The organism is Desulfobulbaceae bacterium, assembly GCA_013792005.1.
Classification (GTDB): Bacteria; Desulfobacterota; Desulfobulbia; order Desulfobulbales; family VMSU01; genus VMSU01.
Genome location: VMSU01000136.1, coordinates 1 through 23,302, shown reverse-complemented (window position 1 = coordinate 23,302; position 23,302 = coordinate 1). Strand labels below are relative to the sequence as shown.

General features: G+C 50.1%; 26 protein-coding genes and 1 pseudogene. 10 read left to right on the top strand and 17 right to left on the bottom strand.

Annotated elements, in window-relative coordinates; all coding sequences use genetic code 11:
• Nucleotides 1-149 precede the first annotated feature (149 nt).
• Both FP815_08005 and FP815_08000 read right to left on the bottom strand, forming a co-directional pair.
• On the bottom strand, nucleotides 150-1,274 hold the full coding sequence (locus FP815_08005) for a PAS domain-containing protein (protein MBA3014884.1): 1,125 nt from the start codon (nucleotides 1,272-1,274) through the stop codon (nucleotides 150-152).
• Nucleotides 1,275-1,282: 8 nt separating this feature from the next.
• Nucleotides 1,283-1,654, bottom strand: coding sequence for a PilZ domain-containing protein (locus FP815_08000; GenBank protein ID MBA3014883.1), 372 nt, complete (start codon nucleotides 1,652-1,654; stop codon nucleotides 1,283-1,285).
• A 126-nt stretch (nucleotides 1,655-1,780) separates the two neighbouring features.
• On the opposite strand from FP815_08000, the gene FP815_07995 reads away from it, so the two are divergent.
• Nucleotides 1,781-1,981 (top strand): DUF2905 domain-containing protein, encoded by a 201-nt coding sequence (locus tag FP815_07995; GenBank protein ID MBA3014882.1) that lies wholly within the window; start codon nucleotides 1,781-1,783, stop codon nucleotides 1,979-1,981.
• A gap of 22 nt (nucleotides 1,982-2,003) precedes the next feature.
• On the opposite strand, the gene FP815_07990 is transcribed toward FP815_07995, so the two are convergent.
• Complete coding sequence (locus FP815_07990; GenBank protein MBA3014881.1) at nucleotides 2,004-2,351, bottom strand: inorganic pyrophosphatase Ppa; 348 nt, start codon at nucleotides 2,349-2,351, stop codon at nucleotides 2,004-2,006.
• A 238-nt stretch (nucleotides 2,352-2,589) separates the two neighbouring features.
• Between FP815_07990 and trxA the strand changes: the two genes are divergently transcribed.
• Genes trxA through FP815_07975 form a run of 3 tightly spaced genes read left to right on the top strand, consistent with a single transcriptional unit; the run spans nucleotide 2,590 to nucleotide 4,693 of the window.
• Nucleotides 2,590-2,919 carry a thioredoxin gene (gene trxA / locus FP815_07985; protein ID MBA3014880.1) on the top strand — a complete coding sequence of 110 codons (330 nt, stop codon included), beginning with the start codon at nucleotides 2,590-2,592 and terminating at the stop codon, nucleotides 2,917-2,919.
• A 21-nt stretch (nucleotides 2,920-2,940) separates the two neighbouring features.
• Nucleotides 2,941-3,879 (top strand): thioredoxin-disulfide reductase, encoded by a 939-nt coding sequence (locus FP815_07980; protein MBA3014879.1) that lies wholly within the window; start codon nucleotides 2,941-2,943, stop codon nucleotides 3,877-3,879.
• Between the two features lie 7 nt (nucleotides 3,880-3,886).
• Entirely contained in the window at nucleotides 3,887-4,693 is an 807-nt protein-coding gene (locus FP815_07975) for an outer membrane protein assembly factor BamD (GenBank protein ID MBA3014878.1), read from the top strand.
• Here the strand turns inward: FP815_07975 and FP815_07970 are convergent.
• The 5 genes from FP815_07970 to FP815_07950 form a co-directional block, all read right to left on the bottom strand.
• Nucleotides 4,682-5,122 carry a DNA lyase gene (locus FP815_07970; GenBank protein ID MBA3014877.1) on the bottom strand — a complete coding sequence of 147 codons (441 nt, stop codon included), beginning with the start codon at nucleotides 5,120-5,122 and terminating at the stop codon, nucleotides 4,682-4,684. The two genes, FP815_07975 and FP815_07970, sit on opposite strands and share 12 nt — an antisense overlap.
• Nucleotides 5,123-5,126: 4 nt before the next feature.
• Complete coding sequence (locus FP815_07965; GenBank protein ID MBA3014876.1) at nucleotides 5,127-5,696, bottom strand: epoxyqueuosine reductase QueH; 570 nt, start codon at nucleotides 5,694-5,696, stop codon at nucleotides 5,127-5,129.
• Nucleotides 5,693-7,246: a GAF domain-containing protein gene (locus FP815_07960; protein MBA3014875.1), complete on the bottom strand. Its 1,554-nt coding sequence runs from the start codon at nucleotides 7,244-7,246 to the stop codon at nucleotides 5,693-5,695. Before FP815_07960 ends, FP815_07965 begins: the two co-directional genes overlap by 4 nt.
• Before the next feature lie 113 nt (nucleotides 7,247-7,359).
• Nucleotides 7,360-7,866, bottom strand: a complete 507-nt coding sequence (locus FP815_07955) for a hypothetical protein (protein ID MBA3014874.1) — start codon at nucleotides 7,864-7,866, stop codon at nucleotides 7,360-7,362.
• Nucleotides 7,863-9,950, bottom strand: coding sequence for a glycogen-debranching protein (locus tag FP815_07950; GenBank protein MBA3014873.1), 2,088 nt, complete (start codon nucleotides 9,948-9,950; stop codon nucleotides 7,863-7,865). The genes FP815_07955 and FP815_07950 overlap by 4 nt, the downstream gene beginning before the upstream one ends.
• Before the next feature lie 169 nt (nucleotides 9,951-10,119).
• On the opposite strand from FP815_07950, the gene FP815_07945 reads away from it, so the two are divergent.
• Nucleotides 10,120-11,064: a DUF1566 domain-containing protein gene (locus FP815_07945; GenBank protein ID MBA3014872.1), complete on the top strand. Its 945-nt coding sequence runs from the start codon at nucleotides 10,120-10,122 to the stop codon at nucleotides 11,062-11,064.
• Between the two features lie 107 nt (nucleotides 11,065-11,171).
• On the opposite strand, the gene FP815_07940 is transcribed toward FP815_07945, so the two are convergent.
• From FP815_07940 to FP815_07915, 6 genes are all read right to left on the bottom strand, one after another.
• Nucleotides 11,172-11,792 carry a DUF1566 domain-containing protein gene (locus FP815_07940; protein MBA3014871.1) on the bottom strand — a complete coding sequence of 207 codons (621 nt, stop codon included), beginning with the start codon at nucleotides 11,790-11,792 and terminating at the stop codon, nucleotides 11,172-11,174.
• 380 nt (nucleotides 11,793-12,172) lie between these two features.
• Nucleotides 12,173-13,360, bottom strand: a complete 1,188-nt coding sequence (locus tag FP815_07935) for an MFS transporter (GenBank protein MBA3014870.1) — start codon at nucleotides 13,358-13,360, stop codon at nucleotides 12,173-12,175.
• On the bottom strand, nucleotides 13,357-13,623 hold the full coding sequence (locus FP815_07930; GenBank protein ID MBA3014869.1) for a hypothetical protein: 267 nt from the start codon (nucleotides 13,621-13,623) through the stop codon (nucleotides 13,357-13,359). Before FP815_07930 ends, FP815_07935 begins: the two co-directional genes overlap by 4 nt.
• Before the next feature lie 12 nt (nucleotides 13,624-13,635).
• Nucleotides 13,636-14,496, bottom strand: a complete 861-nt coding sequence (locus tag FP815_07925; protein ID MBA3014868.1) for an HDIG domain-containing protein — start codon at nucleotides 14,494-14,496, stop codon at nucleotides 13,636-13,638.
• 2 nt (nucleotides 14,497-14,498) lie between these two features.
• Entirely contained in the window at nucleotides 14,499-14,792 is a 294-nt protein-coding gene (locus FP815_07920) for a hypothetical protein (GenBank protein ID MBA3014867.1), read from the bottom strand.
• Nucleotides 14,793-14,963: 171 nt separating this feature from the next.
• Complete coding sequence (locus tag FP815_07915; protein MBA3014866.1) at nucleotides 14,964-15,314, bottom strand: hypothetical protein; 351 nt, start codon at nucleotides 15,312-15,314, stop codon at nucleotides 14,964-14,966.
• Between the two features lie 153 nt (nucleotides 15,315-15,467).
• Between FP815_07915 and FP815_07910 the strand changes: the two genes are divergently transcribed.
• A complete protein-coding gene (locus FP815_07910) occupies nucleotides 15,468-16,868 on the top strand; it encodes an HD domain-containing protein (GenBank protein ID MBA3014865.1) in 1,401 nt (466 codons plus the stop codon).
• 57 nt (nucleotides 16,869-16,925) lie between these two features.
• On the opposite strand, the pseudogene FP815_07905 reads toward FP815_07910, so the two are convergent.
• Nucleotides 16,926-17,605 (bottom strand): annotated as a pseudogene (locus tag FP815_07905) (Crp/Fnr family transcriptional regulator).
• Nucleotides 17,606-17,611: 6 nt separating this feature from the next.
• Entirely contained in the window at nucleotides 17,612-17,899 is a 288-nt protein-coding gene (locus FP815_07900; GenBank protein MBA3014864.1) for a hypothetical protein, read from the bottom strand.
• 281 nt (nucleotides 17,900-18,180) lie between these two features.
• Between FP815_07900 and FP815_07895 the strand changes: the two genes are divergently transcribed.
• From FP815_07895 to FP815_07880, 4 genes are read left to right on the top strand one after another with little or no spacing between them, the layout of a single operon-like run.
• Nucleotides 18,181-18,792, top strand: coding sequence for a hypothetical protein (locus FP815_07895; GenBank protein MBA3014863.1), 612 nt, complete (start codon nucleotides 18,181-18,183; stop codon nucleotides 18,790-18,792).
• Nucleotides 18,793-18,824: 32 nt separating this feature from the next.
• Complete coding sequence (locus FP815_07890; GenBank protein MBA3014862.1) at nucleotides 18,825-19,565, top strand: hypothetical protein; 741 nt, start codon at nucleotides 18,825-18,827, stop codon at nucleotides 19,563-19,565.
• Nucleotides 19,562-20,107, top strand: coding sequence for a hypothetical protein (locus tag FP815_07885; protein MBA3014861.1), 546 nt, complete (start codon nucleotides 19,562-19,564; stop codon nucleotides 20,105-20,107). Before FP815_07890 ends, FP815_07885 begins: the two co-directional genes overlap by 4 nt.
• 27 nt (nucleotides 20,108-20,134) lie before the next feature.
• Nucleotides 20,135-22,003, top strand: a complete 1,869-nt coding sequence (locus FP815_07880; protein MBA3014860.1) for a hypothetical protein — start codon at nucleotides 20,135-20,137, stop codon at nucleotides 22,001-22,003.
• Nucleotides 22,004-22,286: 283 nt separating this feature from the next.
• On the opposite strand, the gene FP815_07875 is transcribed toward FP815_07880, so the two are convergent.
• Nucleotides 22,287-22,898 carry a hypothetical protein gene (locus FP815_07875; protein ID MBA3014859.1) on the bottom strand — a complete coding sequence of 204 codons (612 nt, stop codon included), beginning with the start codon at nucleotides 22,896-22,898 and terminating at the stop codon, nucleotides 22,287-22,289.
• Nucleotides 22,899-23,302 lie beyond the last annotated feature (404 nt).

Here is a 23,302-nt window from a genome sequence, read left to right as displayed (position 1 = left end):
TGGAAAAAGGCATATCAGTAAAATAATAAGCAACCCGTTAAAAGGCCAGTTTTTTGTCATTATTTTCACTGAGTTATTTTGTGTGCCGAGTGGAGGAAACTGTCCCGGTTCGCGAACGTAATAAAAAAAAGTTGTCCACCCTGCAGGGCTCAAAGTGCTGGTATCTCGGGTGAAAGGCCACGGCTGTTGTTCTCGTTGCTTAACCGTCGGATTCGAATGGCTCTCCGCCGATCAGCGATCAGAAATATGGTTACTGTCGTGCCTTTGCCGGGGCGTGACTCTATGGAAATCGCCCCTCCTTGTTCACTGACGATTTTTTGGGCCAGGGTGAGTCCCATGCCGTGGCGTCTGGTTTTACGGGTATAGAAGGGAGCGAAGACCCGGGGTTGGTCTTCGGGGCTGATTCCGCATCCGTGGTCGGTGACGGTAATCTGGTAGGGTAAAGATTTGCCGCTGGGACCGATGGTGATTTCGATTTCGCTGTCCGGGCTCGAGGCGTCACAGGCATTCTCTACAATGGCGACAAGGGCCTTGATGATCAGTCCGAGATCAATGGATACCGATTCCTTTGGCATCTTTTCAGTGTTGTGGATGGTGAGGGAAAGGGCAAATTTTTCTACCTGAGGAGTTATGGTGGCGGTGATTTCGTTAACCACAGTCGTCAGGGTAACGGGGCAGACCATTGGCAGCGGGAGTTTCGAGAAGGCGCCCAGGCTGTCGAGGAGGCCTTCCAGGCGTTTTGATTCATCGAGAATAGCCTGGCAGTATCGGTTGTCGGAACCTGGTTGTCTTGCCAGGCGGTTGGCCAGGCCGCCGATGACTGATATCGGGTTGCGGATCTGGTGGTTGATGTCGTCGAGCATCCGTCCGACCGAGGCGACTCGTTCGGTGCGTTTCAGAGTCTTTTCGATGCCCTTGATGCCACTGATGTTGTGGATCGACAGGATGGCGTTGGTCTGGCCCTCACTGTGGAATTTGGAGGTGGAGATCTGGGCGATGAAGCGGGTGTCATCGAAGCGCCGCAACATGACCTCATCCTCGTATTCAGGAGCGGTGCGGGCCAGATGGAGCAGGTTGGGGGCCAGGATGTCCTGGTCATCGGTCATGAAGAGTGAAAAGATTGACTTGCCGGTAAGCTCGGCGGTTCCGGCTGTTTGGAACATGGCAGCGGCTTTATGGTTGGCAAAGGTGATCCGGTCGTTGGCGTCGACGATCAAGATGGCGTTATTGATAACGCTGAGGATGGTGCCGGTCAGGGTGCGCAAAGAGGTCATTTGCGCCCTCAGGCTGGCAGTTCGTCAAGAAATTCGTTTTCCTCCATTAATGGCCCCTTGCCCTGTTCGTGAATAAACGCTTCCAAATCGGTATAGGCCCTGACGTTGATATTGAGGAAAAGTAGGGCGATTCCGCCCTCGTCTGTTCGGATCACCTCACCCTTGATCCGTAGTGGACGATTGGTGGTTGATGTGGCATCGTGGAACTCGATATCGCACTGGTTGCCCTCTTCCTGGTCGGGGCAGCCAAGGACCCACATGCCGATCAAGCTGAGGTTTTGGGCCGAGCATTTAAGGTAATTGTGGTTGTCGAAAAACAGATCGACTTTGCCGTGGTAGGGAATTCGCGGTTTTTTTCGATTGGATTGTTGGCGGTTCACGAGGTTCTCCGGAGATGCAGATAATAGTGAAAAAAGGCGGTTTCCCGCTAGTCAAGACTGAAAATACTACAATGAATCATTGACTTGGTCAAAGTAAAACGATATTGGAAAGGCGGAGGGTGAAAAATGCAGCGAGCGCTGATCTACACAGGGATTATCGTGATAGTACTGGGGCTGGCATGGCCGTGGCTCCACCGTATTCCCTTAGGGCGGTTGCCGGGGGATATCATGATTGACCGACCGGGATTTAAGGTTTATATCCCGGTGACTTCGATGATCGTGATTAGCGCGTTCCTGACCCTGTTGGCCAGAATCTTCAGAAAGTAGTAGCTCGTTGTGGGAGTATAGTTTAGCCCTTGTTCCCAGGTGCGAGGCTTTCCACTACAAAGGGGGAGCAGCGCAGGGCGACGCTCTGCTTCTTGACCCAGACCAGGACCATGGTCATTGTCTCACCGTCAAGGTTGACGATGCTCGGTAGTTCTTCGACAAAATCGATGTCCTCGGTGTCAAACTCATAGAAGACACTGGAGCAGTAAGGGTCAACCATCAGGATGAATTTGCTGGTGGCATAGGGGTGGCGATGGGGTGTGCCGGAAAAAGGGACATGGGTATCCCGAAGGTCGCTGAAGCGCTGACTCTTGGTAATGGTCAGAATTTCAAATCTCTTGGCCTCTTGCAAAAATTTAGTGATCGGCATATGGTCTCTATTAGTCATTCTCAGCAAGGGAAAATGGTTGGCATGGTTGATTGGTCAGGTGCTGATCTTACTGTATAAGTTTGAAAGGAACCTTGTCAACCTCTTTGCTGCGTATTGCCCCTGGAAAAGGAGAGGATTGTGCGCAAATATGCTATTTCTCGATCGTTCTAAATCGAGTATAGTGTTTCCTCAAATCAAAATTTATCATTATTACATGCAACATAAAGGAGAGATAACCATGAGCGATGACAAAGTACTCCATCTTAATGACACCAACTTCGAAGCGGAAGCGCTGAACGGGGCACTGCCCTGCCTGGTTGACTTCTGGGCTCCTTGGTGTGGCCCTTGCAAGGCGATTGGCCCTGTGATTTCTGAACTTGCCGCTCAGTTTGACGGTAAGGTCAAGATTGCGAAGATGAATGTCGATGAAAGCCCGGCCACCCCTGGGAAATATGGTATCAGAGCTATTCCGACTCTGATCCTGTTCAAGGATGGCAAGGTGATTGACCAGGTAACAGGCGCCGTGGGCAAGGCTCAGCTGCTGGCCATGATTGAAAAAGCCAGTTGAGGATAGCCTGAACCCTTTTTTATGGATAATAATTTGATACATCAACTTATTATAGTTGGCGGCGGTCCGGGTGGACTGAATGCGGGGATCTATGCCTCTAGGGCAAGGATTGATACGGTGCTGTTGGAAAAGGGTGCAGCCGGCGGCCAGATACTGGTAACCGATTGGATAGACAATTATCCTGGTTTTCCTGAAGGGGTGGGCGGGTTTGACCTAGCTGAGCGGATGCGGGCTCAGGCCGAGCGTTTTGGCCTGAATATCGCCCTTAAGAGTGCGGTCAGCATGAATTTGACGGATAAAGTCAAGATCATCCAGTGTGAGGATGGGACTACTCTTAAGGCGCATGCTGTGATTATTTCCACAGGGGCTCGGCCTAACCGGCTGAACGCTCCTGGCGAGTTGGAATTGACTGGTAAGGGTGTCTCATATTGCGCTACCTGTGACGGCCCTTTTTATCGGGACATGGATATTGCTGTGGTTGGTGGTGGAGATACGGCCTTGCAAGAGGCTGTATATCTGACCAAGTTTGCCAAGAGCGTGACTGTGATCCATCGTCGGAAGGAGTTCAGGGCAGCCCCAATTATTCAGGAAGCTGCCATGGCCCATGAACGGATCAATTTTCTCTATGATGCCCAAGTTGAGGCTATCCTGGGAGAAAAGGAAGTTGAATCGTTGAAGATCCGGTATCGGGACGGGAACGAGGAGACGCGTCGATTTCAGGGGGTTTTTATCCTTATCGGCATTACTCCAAACACTGAGAGTCTGCCGCTTGATCAGTTGCGCCACGAGCAGGGTTTTGTTATCACTGATGGGATGATGCGGACCAATATTCCTGGGGTTATGGCTGTTGGTGATCTCCGTCACGATTCCATCCGGCAGGTGGTTTCGGCGGCAGGTGAGGGCGCTGTGGCCGCAAAGTCGGTGGAGCACTATCTTGAGAATATCAACCATGTGGAGTAGGCAATAGATGAGCGCACGCAGTAAGTTCGGAATTCAAGAGGCAGGGAAAGGCCTGCTCCTGGTGTTTGCCTTGGCCTCTGTGCTGACCCTTGCGGGGTGTTCGGCAATGGATGGGGTTTTTAGTTTTTTTGGTGCCGGTGGGGGCAGTTCCAAGGCGGACACCCCGGATGGTATGGCCATGACTGCTATTGATGACTTTAATCGAGGCGAATACAGCGATGCTCTCAAGCTTTTTGAAGAAATCAAGGAGCGCTTTCCCTTCAGTCCCCACAGCTTGCTTGCAGAACTTAAGTCAGCAGATTGTCAATATTATTTAAAACATTATCCCGAGGCTATCGGACTCTATCAGGGATTTGAGAGTAACCATCCCACTAACGAGGCCCTGTCTTATGTCTTGTTTCAAATCGGTATGAGCCATTACCAACAGATCGACACCATTGATCGGGACCCCGGCGCTGCTACCGATGCCATAGCCGCCTTTGAAAAACAGCTAAAGGCATTTCCTGTTTCTGCCTATCGCACCGAGGCCGAGGGTCGGCGGTTGGCAGCCTTGAACTTTCTGGCCAATCATGAGTTTTATGTCGCAATGTATTATATCCGCACTAATGAACTTGGACAGGCCGAAGGTCGCCTGCGCTATCTTAATGATACCTACCCTGACTCGCTGAGGGCCAAGGATGCCCAGAAAATTTTAGCGGATATTAAGGCCGGGAACCCGCCAAAACGAACATGGAAGGATTGGGTTCCAGATCTTGCTCTGCCTGATTGGCGTACCTTCACCACCCTGGCCCCTGGCGCTCCTTCAGGGGAATAATTTCAATCGCTCCCACGGTTCCGTAGGGCCTTCTCTGAGGGTAAACAGAGGGTGCGCCTCTGGTGAGTCCTTCTCTCGCCAGTTGGAATACCACTCAGGGCTTCGCGATTTAAGCTTCTTGAGCAGGTGATTCCACTCGTAGGCAAGTTGCCCGGTGTTCACCGGGAGTGGCGAGCAGGCTTCAGCCGCTGTTATCTTACTGCAATCAAACGAGTAGCCACGAACCCTTGACTCGGATAAAATTTCAGCGAGATAGAGATTGATGGCCTTGAGAGGAGAGGGGTGGGCTTGAAAGCGGATAAGTTGGGGGTGGCGGCGGTAGCCTTTTGTCTCGCCCCGAATAACCGCTCGTGCTAATAGCGCCTCCCTCCACAGGGCGACCAGGCCCTGGGTGTCGAGGTATTTTGGATGGAGAGACCATAGGCGCATGGTGTTATTTATCTTTGTTCGTACGTTTCTCTGCAGCTTTCTTCCATAGCTTGTCGTAACGTTCCTGTTCGCTATAAATACAGCCGCAGTAAGGTTGTCGGTAAAGGCCCATGGCAACCGACTGATCAATTCCTTTTTGCCATCCAGTCCTGAAATCCTCATAATAGAAGGCAATTCCCAACTCAGCGGCCAAGGAGTCCCCCTGCTGCCTGAGCAGGGCATGGTTTTGGAATCGGCTATAGAGTAGGGTGCTGGAAAAGGCATCGGCCCCGATGGCAACGGCCCTCTCCGCCGTTGGCCTCAGGCGCATGGCATAGCAGAGTCCGCAGCGGCTCTCTTCATGAAAGACGGTTTGGCGCAGGAACTCACGGAGGCCATATTGTCGCTCAAACTCGACCTCAAATTTGAGCTGTTGGCTCATGGTTTCTAAGGTTTCGATGCGGCGCTGAAACTCCTTGAAGGGGTGAATGTTGGGGTTGACGAAATAGCCCTGTGCCTCATGGCCCTGCTTGCGGATAATCGAGAGGGGGTAGATGGCGCAGGGTCCGCAACAGACATGGAGGAGGACGTTCACGGTTTGCCAACCTTGAATTGATTGGGGTCAATGCTATATTTGTGGATCTTATAATTGATGATCCTGAGGCTGGTGTCGAGGTGTTCGGCCGCCTTGCTTTGATTGCCAGTGAAGCGTTTGAGGGCATCGATAATCAGCTCCCGCTCGAAATTTTCTACTGCAGCGGTAAACGACAAGGGTTTTGCTTCTCCGAGGGATGCGGAGCTCTGTAGTGTTGGCGGCAGGTGATAGCTTTTGATGGTATCCTCGTCGCAGATCAGCAGCGCCCGCTCCATGCAGTTTTGCAGTTCTCTGACATTGCCTGGCCAATGGTACTGAACCAGCAGGTCAATGGCCGAGGTGGAGATTCGTTGGACATTCTTGTTATTTTCTTCATTATATTTTTGCAGGAAAAATTCAGCCAGCAGCAGGATGTCGGTTCGCCGTTCGCGGAGCGGCGGGATATAGACAGGGAAGACATTGAGCCGGTAATAGAAATCCTCGCGGAAGGTGCCTTGCGCAACAGCTTTTTCGAGATCCTTGTTGGTGGCGGTGATCAGTCGGACATTACATTTACGAACGGTCGCGCTGCCCAGACGCTGAAATTCAAGCTCTTGCACCACGTTTAGGAGCTTGACTTGAACAGCCAGGGACAATTCTCCGATTTCATCCAGGAAGAGGGTGCCACCCTCTGCCTCTTCAAAACGCCCCTTTTTCAGGGCGCTTGCCCCGGTAAAGGCCCCTTTTTCATGTCCGAACAATTCACTTTCCAGGAGGGTTTCAGGTAGGGCGGAGCAATTTACCGCAACAAAGGGTTTCTTTGTCCGTTTACTGTTGAAGTGGATGGCCTTGGCCACCATGGTTTTGCCGGTGCCGGATTCGCCTCGGAGGAGGACAGTAGCGGTGGAGTCCGCGACCCGCCTGGTCATCTCTAAGACCTCCTGCATTCGGCTACTGTTGGAGATGATGGTGTCAATCCGGTATTTTTCGGAAAGCTGCTGCCTGAGCTGGCTGTTTTCGTTTACGAGCTGCTCTTTTTCTTGATTGAAGGCTTGAATTCTGGTTGCGGTCTGGGCGAACAGGCCGCTGACGATGGTGAGTAAGCGGATCTCTTCCTCGTAGTTCGCCCCTTCCTGGAAATCACAATCAGCGCTTAAGGAACCGATAGTGTTTTTGCCATGCTTGATTGGCACACAGAGGAAAGAGATGGGTTTGCCGCTTAAGTTGCCGCGGGTCCTGGTGCGGTTCAGGAAAAGGGGTTCCTTGCTGACCTGGGGTACGATAATCGGGGTGCCGCTGGCGACCACTCGACCGGTGATCCCTTCACCAATATCATAGACTCCGCGTTTTCTGGCTTCAGCGCTCATGCCGTAAGCTACTTCGATTTCCAGCTGGCCAGATTTCTGGTTGATCAGGGTTACTGTGCCGTTCTGCAGTCCAGCAAAGGCGGACAAGATGGTCAAAGAGCGTTTGAGACAATCGTGAAGGTCGGTTGATGAGGCCAGGACCTTGGTGATCTCATAGAGACAGGTTAAGTTGGCCAGGTCTTTGTCGTGTCGCTTGGTGGTCATGATCTTAGATTTCCTAAACTGGATACGAGAGAGAAGTTCTTGGGGACAGAAAGTGTTTGGGTAATGCCATGTTGTAGTCAGTAACTTCTGACAAAGGTTAAAGAGGTGGCCTGTCAGAGATGTAAGTGGCGGGTAATAGCCTTACTCCAGACGGTATAGCCATGGGGAGTCAAATGGACCCCATCCTCAAGAAAAAAGAGGTGGCTGGTCATAGCATCAGGGATCAGGCGGTCTCCGTCGAGATACCCTATTTTGTAACGCAGGCAGAGGGCCTTCAGTTCGGCGTTTATCTGGGGTATCGAGCCTTGCGCCATCCACGAAATGGTCATCGGAAAGAGCCCGCAGGCCACAAGCGATGTCTTGGGCAAGAGTTGCCGGATGGAGATGACAATCTGTTCGTAGGTGGGCAGGAAGTTGGTGTTCATCAGGATATCGTTCGTTCCGGTCATGATAATGACACAATCAGGAGCTTCTGTGGTAAGGTCGAGATAGGGAATCCGAAAAAGGAGTTCGGCTGTTGTCTCACCGGAAATACCTAGATTGTCGACCGTATGTCCAGGAAACCGTGCCTGCCAGTCATAGTATTCGATGAGAGAATCTCCTAAAAAGCAGAGCTTCATATCGTTGGTCCTCCGGCGATCAGCACTATGGCCGCTAGGGGGGGGACGGAGATCGAGGCTCCAGTCACGGGTTTTGCTTCGGCTTCGGGGACAATATCGTCAGGTGAGGCCAGAGCAGTGTTGATTATCTGTCGCCAGTTTTCTCCGTTGGACGAGGGAGGGAGGTCGACTTTAGTTTCATGGGAGTCAGCGCTGATGATAACCCAGAAGTCTGGTTCGCTGAGGCTCTTGTCGCCTATTAGCATGAAACATAAGATTTTATTCTCATGGGACCAGTCCTCCCGGCCAAGTTTTGCCCCCTGCCAAACTATTTCAGCAGGGTTACGGGGGGTGGGAGGCTGGAAAAAATTGGTCCGGCGGAAATGACGATAGCGTTTGCGGAGACGGATCAGCATGCGGAAGAATCTTAAGGTGTCGCCGTTACTGTCCGCCAACCGCCAATCCAGCCAGCTGATGGCATTGTCCTGGCAGTAGGCGTTGTTGTTGCCGCGCTGGGTGCGGCAGAATTCATCACCCGCCAGGATCATCGGCACTCCCTGCGACAGGAGCAAGACAACAGCCATGCTCTTGATCCGGCGGCTTCTTAGCGTTTGGACTTTGATGGATTTACTGAACCCTTCTTTGCCGCTGTTCCAACTTACGTTGTTGTTGTCGCCATCTCTGTTTCCTTCACCGTTGCGCTCATTGTGCTTGGAGTTAAAGCTGACCAGATCCCAGAGGGTGAATCCGTCATGGCTGGTCAAGAAGTTAATGCTGTTGCTTGGGTGGCGCAGGTTGTGCTGGTAGAGGTCGGAGCTTCCGGCAATTCTGGTCGCCAGTTTGGCTGTCATGTGAGGATATCCGGCCATGAAGGCGCGAACATCATCTCTGAAGCGACCGTTCCACTCTGCCCAGCGGGGGTTGGAAGAGAAATGACCCACCTGATAGAGTCCGGTTGCGTCCCAAGCCTCGGCGATGATTGTGGTGTGAGCGAGGATCGGATCTTCAGCGATCTGTTCTACTAAAGGTGGGTGGGTAAGAACTTCACCACGCAGGCCTCGGGTCATGATGGAGGCCAGATCGAAGCGGAAACCATCAACATGCATCTCCGTCACCCAATACCGCAGGCAATCGATGATGAACTCCTGGACTACCGGGTGATTACAGTTGACGGTGTTGCCGCAGCCCGAAAAATTGAGATACTCAAGGGTCTTTGGGTCCAGCATATAGTAGATTTTGTTGCCCAGGACCTTGAAGCTGAGGGCAGGGCCATGGTCATTGCCCTCACCGGTATGGTTGAACACCACATCCAGGATGACCTCGATGCCGGCTTTGTGCAGAGCCCGGACCATGGTCTTGAATTCCCGGATTTGCTGACCGCTTCTGGCGGCATATGAGGCTTTGGGAGCGCAATAGGCCAAGGGGCTGTATCCCCAGAAATTCTTGAGCGCAGAGCCGGTGAGGGGGTCGGTCGCCTTGTTTTCGTTTTCGTCAAATTCGGTCATGGGCAATAGTTCTATGGCAGTAATGCCCAACGACTGCAAGTACGGAATTTTCTCGATGATCCCCAGAAAGGTGCCGGGATGTCTTACTTGGGCGCTGGGGTGCCGAGTAAAGCCTCTGACGTGGAGTTCATAGATAATAGCGTCCTGAGGGGGGCGGCGCAGGGGGAGGTCGCCTGCCCAATCGAAATTCTCATCCTCGTTCAGGCCGCATCGCCACCCTTCTGCTACTGTTTGCCCCCAGCGTTCCCCGCCGGTAATTCGCCTGGCATAGGGATCAAGGGCCAGCTGTTTGGTAAGGCACCGGTCTTTGTCTTCGGTGCAGATACGATAGATATACTCAAAATTACCTGGGATATTGTGGATCTTAATGTGCCAGATGTCGCCTGTCCGGTGCTGTGGAATTACTAGCGAAAACTCTTGACAGATAATTTTTGATCCTGGTTTATAAAGGAGAAGGTCTATTTCAATTGCTTGGCGACAGAATAAGGAAAAATTTACATTGGCACCGTTTCTGGTCGGCCCGAGCGGTAAGGGATGCCCAGGGGAAGAGTGAAATTTCTTCTGTGGAAGGGGGTCCTGTGAGGACGATATGTCAGTCATTTTTCATTGTTAATAATAATTCCTAAAAGTATTCCAAATTGTGATGAGATATACTATAATCTATCTCATGGTTGGGTAAAATAACAAAATTGCAAAATGACAATATTGAAAACATGTCAGGCAGAAATATGCCGGGCATACCACCAATAATCGCGGAAGGAGATTTATTATGGGAATTTTTGAAAAGTTGGGACTGGCAACGAGCGCTCAGGCTACAATTGACTGGGACATTACCCCGGCATTGACCTTCACGATTTTTGAAAGTTGGGGCAGCAAGGAGCGGAATATCCGCACCAAGGGGGAACGCTATTACTATTTTTATATAGATAGCTGGCAGGAGCCGGCAAAACTCTGCCTCATGGAGCGGGGAATTAAGCACGCCCGAGTTTTGGCCGAGATCGATGCACCCCAGGAAATGATTCAGAACTGTATTGCAGCCCAAGGGGAAAAGGCCGGTCTTGATAAGTGTTATGCCGTGGATGCTGCTTTAAAGCAGTGGTTGACCGATAATGTCTTGAAAGGAGATGGCGGAGGGTTAATCAAGCCGATTATCGTCAGTGTCCAGATTGATGATCTAGAAACCGGCCTGCCCACTAAAGATCAACCGCTGCCTCCTGGCCTAAAAAAGGTCCATCTTCCTGCTGAGGCATCGGTGGTGAAAGAAGAGGAAATCCCTGGAATTATAAAGCAATATGGATTTTTCGATAGCAAATGTAATCCGGAAGGGCGCTTTGAAACTCATTTGGTGGATAATGGTGATGGCCTGACTGTCACCGAGGCCGTGACAGGAATAATGTGGCAGCGTCAAGGCTGTGATATTACCTCGCTTCGGCAAGTTCAAAATTATATTGCAGAGATCAATAAAAAAGGGTTTGCCGGTTTCTCCGACTGGCGCATGCCTACTTTAGAAGAGGCCATGTCGTTGGTGCAACCGGAGTTAAACGACAATGAACAATTCATTCATCCCTGTTTTTCTCGTCTTCAGCCATTTATTTTCGTTGCCGGTCAGCGGTTGCCTGGAGGGTATTGGTTTGTCGACTACAAGCAGGCCACCTTCTTCTGGGCTTCTGGGACAATTCCCGGTGCTTTCGGGAGGTTATGCCGTACGGCCTAATGGTAGGGAAATACAAGTAGGCCGGGAAAGATAGGTGGTTAGAAAAAAGGCAGGGTCAGAGGTGGCTCTGCCTTTGACTGATTGCCGTGGCTCTTTTTACCATGGACTTATAATTCCCTTCCCCGTACCGCGATGGCATGATGCTTGGCGGCACGGACGCTTTTCTTGCCGAAGCTTTTCGTATCACTCATAACCGCTCCGCTGCCGCAAATATAAAAGTTCCAGTAAGTCACAGGCAGGATATTAGGAAAGTATGCTCGATCGACATAGGGCTCTTCCTGGTCACGCCTCATAAGTGTATTGATTTCAGTATCGTTCGGCATGCGCCAATCATCAAATCCGCCGAATTTCGCTCCATTCAATTCCGCCAGAAACACCTCTTTTGCCTCCTTCCAGGTATACTCATTAGTGGCGTTATGGATTGAGCCGTCCACGGTTTTTGCCTCCCATGTCAGACCTTTCTGCGTATCCTTGACCATGGCCCACGCGACCGCATCTTTAGAAAGTTCGTTACCTAAGGCATCAAGCTTAACAAAGAGGCTGCCACTTACCACTCCGGACTCTTCGGCTCCAGCCGGAAGAGTACTCGCTATAAGGCCCAAAAAGAGAAAAAACGTTACACGCATCAAGCGGCAGAATACGGGCCATGACATAGATAACTCTCCTTTCTGTGATAGGATTTTGCTTTTTGAGAGCTCGGCACGATACGAAAAAATCACGCCAGCCATTCCGGAAAACCGCTCTTCTGCAAAGTGGAAGGTTGGTTGGATCGAAAACTAAGCCGTTGTTTTTCCAGGGCGCTCATTTTAGAACTTCAAAAATATTCAGTCCAGCGTTCAATGATAGGAAACTAGTAGCCTAGCATATTATGTAAGTCAATGGCTTTTCGATGGCGGATTCAAGAAAGAAAAAGAAAAGAGTTTGTGTGAGAAAAATTTGAGTAAAATTGACCAGCCCTATCAATTCAGCAAAGCACTGCGAAGTAAAACGATCAGTGCTTCGTTAGGACAATTAGAGAGTGTGGTGTGGGAAATCATTTTAACCACCGATTTTAAAAATCTTGGATTCAAAATTTCAGCATGTGATGTCGAAGCAATGAACGGTTCCCTCATGAGGCACACCCTTCAGGGCGTTGCCCAATCATGAAATGAAAAAGTAAGGAGACGCAGAGGAGAACGAGCGCCGCCCCCAAAAAAGAGTGTGCGTAACCGAACGAGGCCGCCACAATCCCTGAAAGCAGTGGGCCGGTAGTGTGTCCAATATCCATGATCGAGCCGAGTAGCCCCATGGCGGAGCCATGGGCCTCGGAAGAGCTCAGGTCTGCGATGTAGGCCGACGTTGCCGAGGTCACTACCGAAAGACAAAGGCCGAAGGTTATGCTGAGGCAGAACAGGGGGAGGAAGGATGAAACGAAATAAAAGCCGCCGATGCTGGCCGCCCCGAGCACGCCGCCTGCGAATATTTGCGGTCTGCGGCCATGACGGTCTGAAAATTTTCCCATGATCGGTTTGGTCAGCGCCAACACAATGATTTGGCCAGAGAGAAAGATGCCGATTTGGGTGGTAGTTAAACCGTTGTTTACAGCATACAGGGGGAGAAATGTCTCAAATGTGCCATAGGCAAAAAGAATAGCTGCTTCCACAAAACAGGTCAGCAGGATGTTGCGGTGGAGGGCGACTGTCTTGAAGACATAAAACATCTCCAACCATGATTGGCTGATCTGCTTAGGCTCTTGAGGCACAGACAGACTGCTTGCCATGGCAAGTGTGGCTATGCCAACTCCGCTGCAGACAAGGTAGACAAGGGTGTAGCCAGTAGATGATTCTAGAGAATAAAGGCCTAGGATGCCACCGCCAACGATCGGGGCCATGAATCGTCCCAAGAGCGTCGCGGTGGAAAACCAGCCCAGCTTTTCACCCCGTTCTTTCTGTGACAGTCCTGAAACTAAGGCCATGGCTACAGGTATGAAAATGGCTGTGGCAAACCCATGGAAAAAACGCACCAGAGCCAGTTGCCAAAGTGTGTTTACCACCAGATAGCCGAAAGGTGCCGTTGCAAAGATGGTTGTCGCCACCAGGATCATCTGCTTTTTACCGAAGCGATCTGCCATCATGCCGGCAGGGACACTGAAGGCGACACCGGCAAAGGCCGAAATACCGGCGATAAAGCCAATGCCGGACGGGTCAGCGCCTAAGTGTCTGGCAAAGAGTGGCAGCGCCGGGCTTTTGGAGATGGTGGAGCTGAAAATCGCCAAAAGCCCGGTGGCGCAGAGAAATAAAAAGGGGTTGAGCTTCATGCCCGTTTATTTGTTCTTATCCCGGCAAAAGGCAAATCATTATCAAGGGATTGCATGAGAGATTCTCCATCATCCTTCTGGGTAGGTACGCCAGTGTCGTTAGCGCCTATCTCTTCTTTAGTGTCAAGCGGACAAGGCTCACTTTCTTCGGCAAACGCGGCGCGCGCCAGATGGGTTTCGACTTCTTCTGCGATTGATTTTTTTTGGTCAGTTATCTTGTCTCTCATGAGGTGTTGGGTGAAAAACAGCGCTGCAGGCTTCAATGTTTCGCTGCTTCACTCAACGGCTTCATTTTGATCGGTCCATGCCTTCAGTCCGCCATGGAGATAGGCGACCTTAACGCCTTTTTCGCGAAGCTGCTTACTCACCGCCTGACTCACAGAGCCACCCCGCGCACAGTAGATGACCATTTGGCTGTTTTTCGGTAGATTGGCGCTCCATTCGTCTATTAATTCAGGGTCGCGCCAGACCGCACCAGGGATTTTTTTTTTGGCTGCCTCATAGTCCGCCTTACGTCGAACATCCAGGAGAATAATAGCCTCGCGGCTGCCCAGGTTTTTAAGTTGTTTCACACCGACAATCCGTCCTGCGATCAATCCTTGAATCTCTGCGTGGTAAGCAAGGTAGCGGTTCAGGGTGATGTCATTTTTGCCGTATTTGGGAATCTCTCTAAGGATCTCAACGAACTGTGTCTCGCCTTCGGATTCTTCGCTGATCTTCACGATACCATCGTGGATGATGTCGACTAGGCGGTCGGCATAGATGACAATCCTTTCCTCTAAACGCCGGAGAGTATAATCTTTAACCGGTAAGCCCAGCTCCATGGCTTCCTCTGCCGTCAAACCTCCCCGAATGTGCTTTTCCATAATTGCAGTAATCGCAACAGACAGTCCAAGCGCCTCGCCCATTTCAGCGCCTATACGGCCATGAATGATGTCATGGGTTTTGGCTTTGCCCAGATCGTGGAACAACGCGCCCCTGCCCACCAGTTCCATGTCCAGGTCTGCATGAGTGCGTCTGGCAATGTCTAAAGCCTTTGCAGCCACCGCACGGGAGTGGTCGATATCGGGCTGACTGACCCCGGCCTGTTGGAGTGTGTCAATATCTTTTTGCTGAATCGTATAGTCTTGGCTCATAATTAAACCTCCCTGCGCTTAATGCCGAAATACTCATAAGCCTCACCCATGGCGGCTTTGTATTCGTGACGGATTTTCTTGAATTTCTTCTCCATGTCCTCACGGAGATGTTCGATGTATTCCCGCACACCTTCCTCGCCATATTGTTCGGTTATTTGCGGCCCGAAATCCCATATCCTGGTGAAATCGTGCCGTTCATTTTTATGCTCCGGATCATCTATCCAACGGTGCAAGTCGGCGTAGTCTTTGCCTGTTCTGTCCATACTCGTTGCAAAATGTTTTTCGGTAGGCGGCATAACGATTCTCCTTATTATTGAATGATGATTTTCCAGATAAACCCCGCCAGAGCGGAGCCGATAATGACAGGAATCATGCCCCATTTAAGGCGGAGCATACCTATAAAAGCTATAGATGTTGAAATGGAACTATAGAAATATGCAGATCCGAGGTTGTTACTGAATATCAACCTAAACCCCATCTTCGATGATAAACGGGAAATACTCCAGGTCGGCCGTGAGCATATGTTGCAAGACCATCTCGGATGCCAGAAATTGGAAGATATAACCCATAGTAAGCGCCGAGTCCTTGAATTCCTGTAACAGTTCCAAACCCATTGAAAGAAGTTTGGCGTGTTCGATGACGTGTTGACTCCTGCCGGGAAAGCTAATAGCCTCAAGGATTTTGGCCTCTTCCGCAGAATCTGTGGGTAATTCCTTGAAAATTAGCCCCTGAGCCTGAGTTCGGCCGGAGGGCTTAGCCTTTTTCAGACTTGCCACGCTCGTGCACGGCTGCTTCGCAAGCAGTTCTGAAAAAATCATCTTACTATTCACCTTGGGTTTGTTCATTGTGATTTCAATATAATTAAAATTTGACACGTTTCCATTTGTTGATGATATAATGATCAGGCATTATATTAGAAATATTTGTTCATAACGTTCATAGAGATCCTTACTTTTCTGCCTGGATATCCCATGCCTGAAGCCATTCCTAAGCTTGCCATTGATCAGTTGATTTGCCACGTCCAAGAAGGTGGCGCGATCAGAACCGGGATTGATATTTTTAATCGTCAAGGACAGCTGCTGCTGGAAAAGGATGTTTTGGTTTCTGATGTTCGGGTGTTGCAGAAAGTTAAACGCCTGGGAGTGGAATGGATTCCGATTGTTAGCACCAATGCAGGCGGCCTATGGGACAAGAATGGGCAGCAGGTCGTTGCTAAGCCACCCGTTGGTGTTGTCACTCCCCCTCTGTCTCCTTCTGTGCCAAGGACTGCAGTTCAGAGGTCAGATGTTGATCGCAGGATCGGTGAGATTCAAGACTTAAAAAAAGTTGCTGCCCAAAAATATGAACAGGCCAAGGATTGTGTTAAGCAGACATTGCTCGCGATTCAGGAAACTGGTGGCAGATTTGATTTTGAGCCCATCACTGATACCGTCACGGGCCTAGTTGATTTTATCGTAAAAAATGAAAACGCTTTTTCCTATCTTACCCGCGAAATCTTTTCCTACGACGATTATCTCTATAACCATTCCATCAATGTTTGTACTATTGGCACGGTGATCATGAAGAAGTTCAATGAGAACTTCAGCGCTGCTGTTAATACTTTTCTCAATAGTGCGGCAGGTAACGCCTTGGGTGAGTCGAAGCCCGACAAACGATCATTTACCTATTTCTTACCAGCTGAACTGCACGATATATCCATAGGGTTTTTCATGCATGATTTGGGCAAGATTTTGATTGATCGGGCAATCATGAATAAGCCAGGCAGATTGACCGAGCTTGAATTTGAGATGATTAAGCTGCATAGTACCGAAAAAGGGTTGGAGTTGCTTAAGAAGAATAGCTTGACCAATCCCTATCTTGCCAATATCAGCCTGTATCACCATGCCAGGCTGTTTCACGATGAGCCTCGCTGTTATCCTGTTGAGGTTATCCCAGAGTCGATTCCTGCTTATGTCAAGGTCTGTAAATTGGCGGATATTTATGACGCAATGACTTCAAAACGGTGCTATAAGGATGCCTTAAACCCGGTAGCGGTGGTGACTGATATCTTTCATAAATATGCAGAAAAAGATCCTCTGCTTCAGTATATCCTTCACTCATTTGTTAAGTCGGTAGGGATTTATCCACCGGGCAGCATTGTTTCCTTGACCAATGGCCAGTTGGCCTATGTCCTTGACAGCCAGGGTCCAGTGTTGTTGCCGGTAACCAATGAGCAGGGAGAAACACTCAAGTCCAAGCCGGAAGTAGTGGTGTTGGATAGGGGAGAAGGTTCAGGGATTAAGATTGATCGACGAAAACCGCCTATTGCCCCTGTCGATGCCTATAAAATCCTTCCGGAATATCTGCGTAAAACGCTTGAGCCCCCACGATAATAGTCCCCTTTGGGATGTTCTTCTCAGCACCCATTTTGATTTTGCTAAGGGACCGTATTAGAGTCGTTCATCGCCTGAGGCAATTGCCTCAAGGGCGTCTCGGTCGAGAATGGAGATGAGTGGGCCATTGGTGGCAATTACACCTAGTTTGGCCATTTTGGTGAGAATTCGGGAAAGGGTTTCAGGGATAGTGCCGAGGAGACTTGCGAGGTGGGTTTTTGTCAGGTCAAGGCGAATCTCATCCCGTTCTTGTTCGTTGGCCAAGAGGAGAAGATGAACGGCTAATCGCCCTGGAACCTCTTTGAGCGATAATGACTCGATCAGGTGGGCGAATTCTTTGAGGCGCATAGACAGGGCGGCCATCATGTTCATGGCCAGGGCTGGGTTTTCCTCAATCAGATGGATGAAGGCTTGGCGGGGGAAAAAAATATGCGACTTGTTTCAAGGGCTTGAGCATGGGCCGGGAAGCGGGCGCCAACGAATACTGCCGCTTCGGCAAAAGGTTCACCGCCTCCGAAGATGTGAAGAATTTGCTCTTTACCCTCTGACGAGAGTTTGTAAATCTTAACTTTACCGCTGATTACAACGTAAAATCCAATCCCCTCATCACCTTCGGCAAAAATTGATTGCCCGCGGCCATAATTTTTGTCAGTAACTATGGCCGTGAGTTTCTGTAACTGTCCTTGGTTCATCCCCTTAAAAAGGGGAATTGTTGTCAGCGCCTCTTCAATCTTCATGGGCGGTTAGGCCATGAGATCAATTCGTTGCGCCGCCAAATTTTTGGTTGTTGCTGAAGGAGCTGCTGTTTGGGTTTGTTGTTGGCGAGAACGTTCAATGTCTTTAGTTGTTGAGGTTTCAAGTTTTTTGGTTTCGGCTTGTTTGCGAAGGGCCTCATTCGAGATGGAAACGGAGTCAGTTTTTGTTCCTGGCGCCGGGGTTTGAACCCGTTCGGTCTTCTCGGGCTGAGGCTTAGATCCGATTTGATTGGGGCCGTATAGGGTGTTTAAATTTTTCGGGGAATTGATTTGCATGGTTGTCACCTCCTGCCCTTATTATACGTCGTTATTAAAAATGTGCAAATTTTTCTGATCATTTTGTTTGGCAAGAAAATGAGCCAATACTAAAAAACAATTAAGAAAAGTCCGGGGAAGACCGATATAATTAAAGAATCGACTTTGATACCTGTATTTTCTCTATACTATGGGATCCTTCCGCCATGACTCGTTGTCCTACCCGCAGAAAACTGCAATCGCCTCTTTGTTTGATATATCGGCCGTTATTTTTAGTACTGGCGGCTATTGTAGGGAGCGTCTTGCTCGGTTGTTCTCTCAATCGAGTTTCGGTCGAAGAAGCACCAACCGAAACCATCTCCTCTGCATCTGAAATTGCCGTAGCAGGTGCCAATCCCGCAGAACTCTTTACCTCTGAAATTCAACAGATGGCCATGGTGTTGTTTGCGTATCTTGAGGATCCCGATCCTGGCGCCGGGGATCTTGCTGACGGGATTGCGGTGGCAAGTTTTGTCGATCTCAATAATTTGACCAGGACATCGTCATTTGGCAGATACCTCTCGGAACAATTGATGACCGAGTTTCAGCAGGAAGGATATCGTGTGGTTGATGTGCGCAAAAGCTTATCAATTACGATCCAGGAGAAACGAGGAGAGTATGGATTGTCACGTGATATGAACGAAGTTAGTTCAACAGTCCGGGCTCGCACTATGATTACCGGGACCTATACCTTGGCCGGGAATCATATTTTGGTTAATGCCAAGGTCTTGGACAGCAAGACAGCGGTCCTCCTGTCGAGCGCCACCATGGTATTTCCTCGGACCAAAGAGGTAGACCTGCTGCTTGCTGATAGCGCGGTGCTCACGACGGCAAGTCATCAGGGGATGACATTGATGAAACAGCTCGAACTATAATGCATTATCTGCCACGGAGTGTAATGAATTCCATGAAGAAAGGTAAAACCTTATCTGTCGCTGTGTTGGTGGTGAGCTTGGGTTTTCTGGCGGAGATCCCCACTGCATGGTCGTGGTCAAATGATCATGGGGGCCGGCATGTCAATCGTGAACAGGCATCTGTGACGGATGTCGAGACTCTCCTGCCAGCTTCCGGGCCAGAGCCTCGAAGAGACCGTCGAGTCCTTCAGTCCCGAACAGCTCTATCTAGGTCGTATGGTATAGAGAATATCTTTTCTGAGTTATCAAAAGAAGTGGCGGGCAAGGTGTTTTATGAGATGAAAGACGAGGGACAGCATGTCCTGACCTCCAGGGTTGCGGTGGTCTCTGCCGTGCCACTTTCTGATTTGAAGCGAGAAACTGAGTTTGGGCGGATGGTGGCGGAGTTTTTTCTGACAGATTTGGCTGACCGCGGCATTCTCGTGGAAGAGTTACGATTGGGCAAAGATGTCACTATCGTGCCTCAGGCGGGCGAATTTATCCTATCTCAAAATATCGGCGAATTGGCCAATGAGGCTCCAGCTATTGATTATGTCGTGGTTTCAACTTTTACTAACACCAGTAAGACCCTTATCCTTCAGGGGCGGATGATCGCAGTGCAAACCGGACTGGTCGTGACCTCGTGGCGTTATAATATGCCGTTGAACCAGGAGCTTATCACCCTGCTAGGGGGTGGTGGCGACCGGGAACCATTTGCCATTGCGGTTAAGGGGCCGGGAGAGAGACTGAAATGAACATTATAAGTCCTCTTTATTCTCGAATTCTTCCCAGGGGTATTTTTTTTGGGATTTTTCTTGTTCTGGTGGCCACGACACCGCACTTGGTCTGGGCAGACGAGGGTGATTTCAAAGAGGGCTTCCAGTCTGACACCGCCATTCCGGCAGGTGACCCTAGCTTTCAGAATTATTCCGGGTTGGCTGATGTTATTACGATGATTTGCGAAAATGCCATGGAACGATTCCGAGGGTTTTATGGACCCTCTGTCGTCATGGTAGTTCCTTTTTCCTCCATCGGATTTTCAGAAAAAGACAAGCAGTCTGAATTGGGGGTGATTCTTGCCGATCAAATGGTCGTTATGATCAACAACGATACCAAGGACAACCTTGGATCAGCCCGGGGTGACATCAAACAACAATTGCATGGCGTGCTGCTGGAGGTTGATGGCTATTTGAGAGTTCATTTGAGCGGGATCAATGCTGCAGGGCAGCGAACCTCTTATGTCGTTATTGTTGAAATGTCCGAGCCTATTTATCGTGCTCTGCATACGCATCTATAATTGACCAGATCTCTGGGACAAGGCGATATGGCTGAAGAAAAAGATGACTGGCTGGATGATTTAGAGGATTCAGAAGAAAAGGAGTCTGAGCTTGGACAGTCCGATATTGACGCGCTCCTTTCCGGTTCTGATGATTTGAGCCCCCCCTCTTCTAACGAGGGAGAGGATCTTGGTCAGGCGGATATTGACGCATTGCTGTCTGGGGATGAACCGTCTTCCTCGGTGTCAAAAAGTGATGATGTCGTCAGTGGAGGGCTGGACCAATCAGATATCGAAGCCTTGCTCGCGGGCGCTGACACCCCAGCTTCGGATCAGCCGTTTTTCGATCCGGATCAGGATGAAATTGACAAGTTGTTTTCGGAGCCAGACTCAGGGGGGGAGGAATCACGGTCCTTTGTGACAGATGATATTGATTTCGTTGATACCTTTGAGACGGCTGATCCGTCCCTCGCCCAGACCGATTTGTCGTCCGATTTTGATGATCATGAGTTTAAGCTTGAGGAGGATATCCCTGGTATTCCCGATATTCCTGATTCAAGCGGCGGGTGGAATGACAATATGTCGTTCTTGGATGAAGAGACAGTTGTTTCCATTCCGGAAGAAGTAGCTATTGCTGCGGTGTCTGCCGCTATCACCGAGGAGGCTAAGGATCCTGTCCTGCCTCAGCAAGGCAGATGGAATAAACTCTTAGCCAATCGTAAGCGCCTTCTTGCTGTTGGTGGAGGGGTTGTTCTTTTTATACTCCTTTTGGTAGGATTTTTTCTTTTTACAGGAGGGGAGGATACGGCGGACAAAAAGGCGCTTGAGCAAGTTCCAGCAAAGGTGGTCCAGGAGAGGGAATTGCCAGAGCCGGAAGTCTCTCCACAGGAAGCGCCGGCAACTGTTGTTGAAGTGGCGCCTCAGGAATCTAGCGCAGCAGGAATGCTGACGCTCTCTGATCTAACCTTGGTTATGCCTCCGGGGAGCACTGAACTGGCAATAACTCTAGATGGTAAAGACCCGGAAAATTTGCCCCTGGAGTATGAATTTCAGTCTATGCCCGAGCATGGTCAGATATCTGGTCAAGCCCCGGTACTTGTTTATAGTGCGATGGCTGATTTTGCGGGGCAGGACAGCTTTACTATCCGGGCTACTAACGGAAAACATTTCAGTCCTACTGCCAAGGTCACGATCACTAGAGAGAAGTCCTTCGCGATCCCAGAACCACCGGCAACCTCGGTGGTTCCAATGAATGCTGCTCAACAGGAACCCCTTCCGCCTGCTGAGCCGGAGCCTGCCTTAAAGCAGGAGGGGATTTCGGCAAGCAATGTATCATATACTATCAGTAAGAGTTTAGTTGTCCCGTGGGAAAAGATTTGGCAAAAGGCTAATTCGCAGCCTTACAATCAGGGCGTGGGCGTAGATATCGTTCAGTCCCCCGGGCATGGGACATTGGAAATGTTGAACGGTCGTCGTTCTGTCTATGAGCCAGAGAGTTCGTTCAGTGGCAAAGACACCATTGCGTATCGATTTACGGTGGGTGAGCTTCATTCAGCAACCAAGACTGTAACTATTACGGTTAAAAGCAAGAACAGGTCGCCAGAGCTTCATGTCGCGACATATTCCGCAGTCTATCATCCAGGAGATACCGTCATCCTAAACGCCAGCCAGACTAAGGACGACATGCGTTCTTCCGTGCAATTTCGTTGGGAGCAGATTTCAGGAGTACCAGTAGTGATTAAATTCTTGAATAGCGAGGGGTCACAGATTTCCTTTGTGGCTCCAGCTACTTTTAACACAGTTTCTAACCCGGGCGTGTTGTTGAGGGTTACGGCAACTGATGAAAAAGGGTGGAGCGTGTCCCGCGACCTTCAGGTCAGTATCCAGTCTCGGCGTAATTCAGCCATTTGGCGATGAGGTGAATGGGTTGTTTCGTCACTTGTTACGCTAATTGTATAGTGTTCGTGATATTCTAGTGATGCCCAAGTTCTCTGCTTGCTATCCCATAGTCTATTCTTCTGCCGCACCCTGATGAAAACCGCTGTTGAGCGCAAGAGTGTATGATCGTGCCGCCTTTCAAATCGATTGGTTATTTAACTGCCAGCTGGGGTGAAGGCTTCGAAGTTACGGACATTTGTTGGGAAGAACGATGTCTTGTCACCACAGCAGGGGATTATGTTATAGTCGAATAATGGGAAATTTATGGCAATGTGATCGCCTCGTTGGCGTTTACCCAGAACCCTTCTCCAGGATCAATGGATTCGAGTAGGGTGAAGCCTTTGCTGTCGGCATAGGCTTGGCCGCCATCGCCATCTGGGGCATTTGGTAACGAGACAGCCCATTTTTTCTCCTTCCCCTTCCACTTCCAGAGAGACTCGATAGCGGTTTTCTCTGCATCACTGCGGTCCTCTATCCAGAGGGATTGACCGCTCTTCAGCCCGAGTAAGTTCCAGCCTTTTGCAAGTGCTAATGATGGATCTTTCGCTAACTCTCCGCGTATGTCCGTTGTTGGTGGCTTATCGCTTTGTACGTTTACCCAAAAACCCTCGCCCGGCAGAACAGTGGAGAGCAACTCGAAGCCTTTGCTCTTTGCATATGCTTCACCGTTATCAGGGTCGGTTGGCAGGTATACTTCCCATCTTTTCTCGGAGGCAAGCCATTTCCATACGCTGGCGTAGGTGGTGGAGTCTCCAAAGACTTCACTGGCGTTGAATTCCACCATGCAGCTTGCCAGATTCCAACCAGGGGTTAACATAAGAGTAATATTTTCGGTATTTTTGATAGATACGGTGGAGCTGGCTGGTGTTGCCAAGGCACTGTTGCCAGCGAGGTCTTTGGCCGTTCCTGCGGCGAGGGTAATGCCGAGGGTCCCGTCGCCAGTGATGCTGGAGATGGTGACGGTGCGGGTGGTTGATCCGCTGCCGCTGATGGTTACCGTGCCATTGGCGGTTCCGGTCTTGTTGACGGTGATTTTAGCAGTTGTAAGAGAGACGCTGGCAGCATTGCTGTAAAAGATTGTGTAGGTTACTGGACCGCTCTTAGTGACTGTGACTGATGGTACGCTAATCTTGATTGTTGGGGTGGTAGTATTTGGGATTGTGGTTGTAGTAGTTGTCGTGGAGGTAGTGGTTGTAGTAGTCGGCGCAGCGGTAGTGGTTGTAGTAGTCGGCGCAGCGGTAGTGGTTGTAGTAGTCGGCGCAGCGGTAGTGGTGGTGG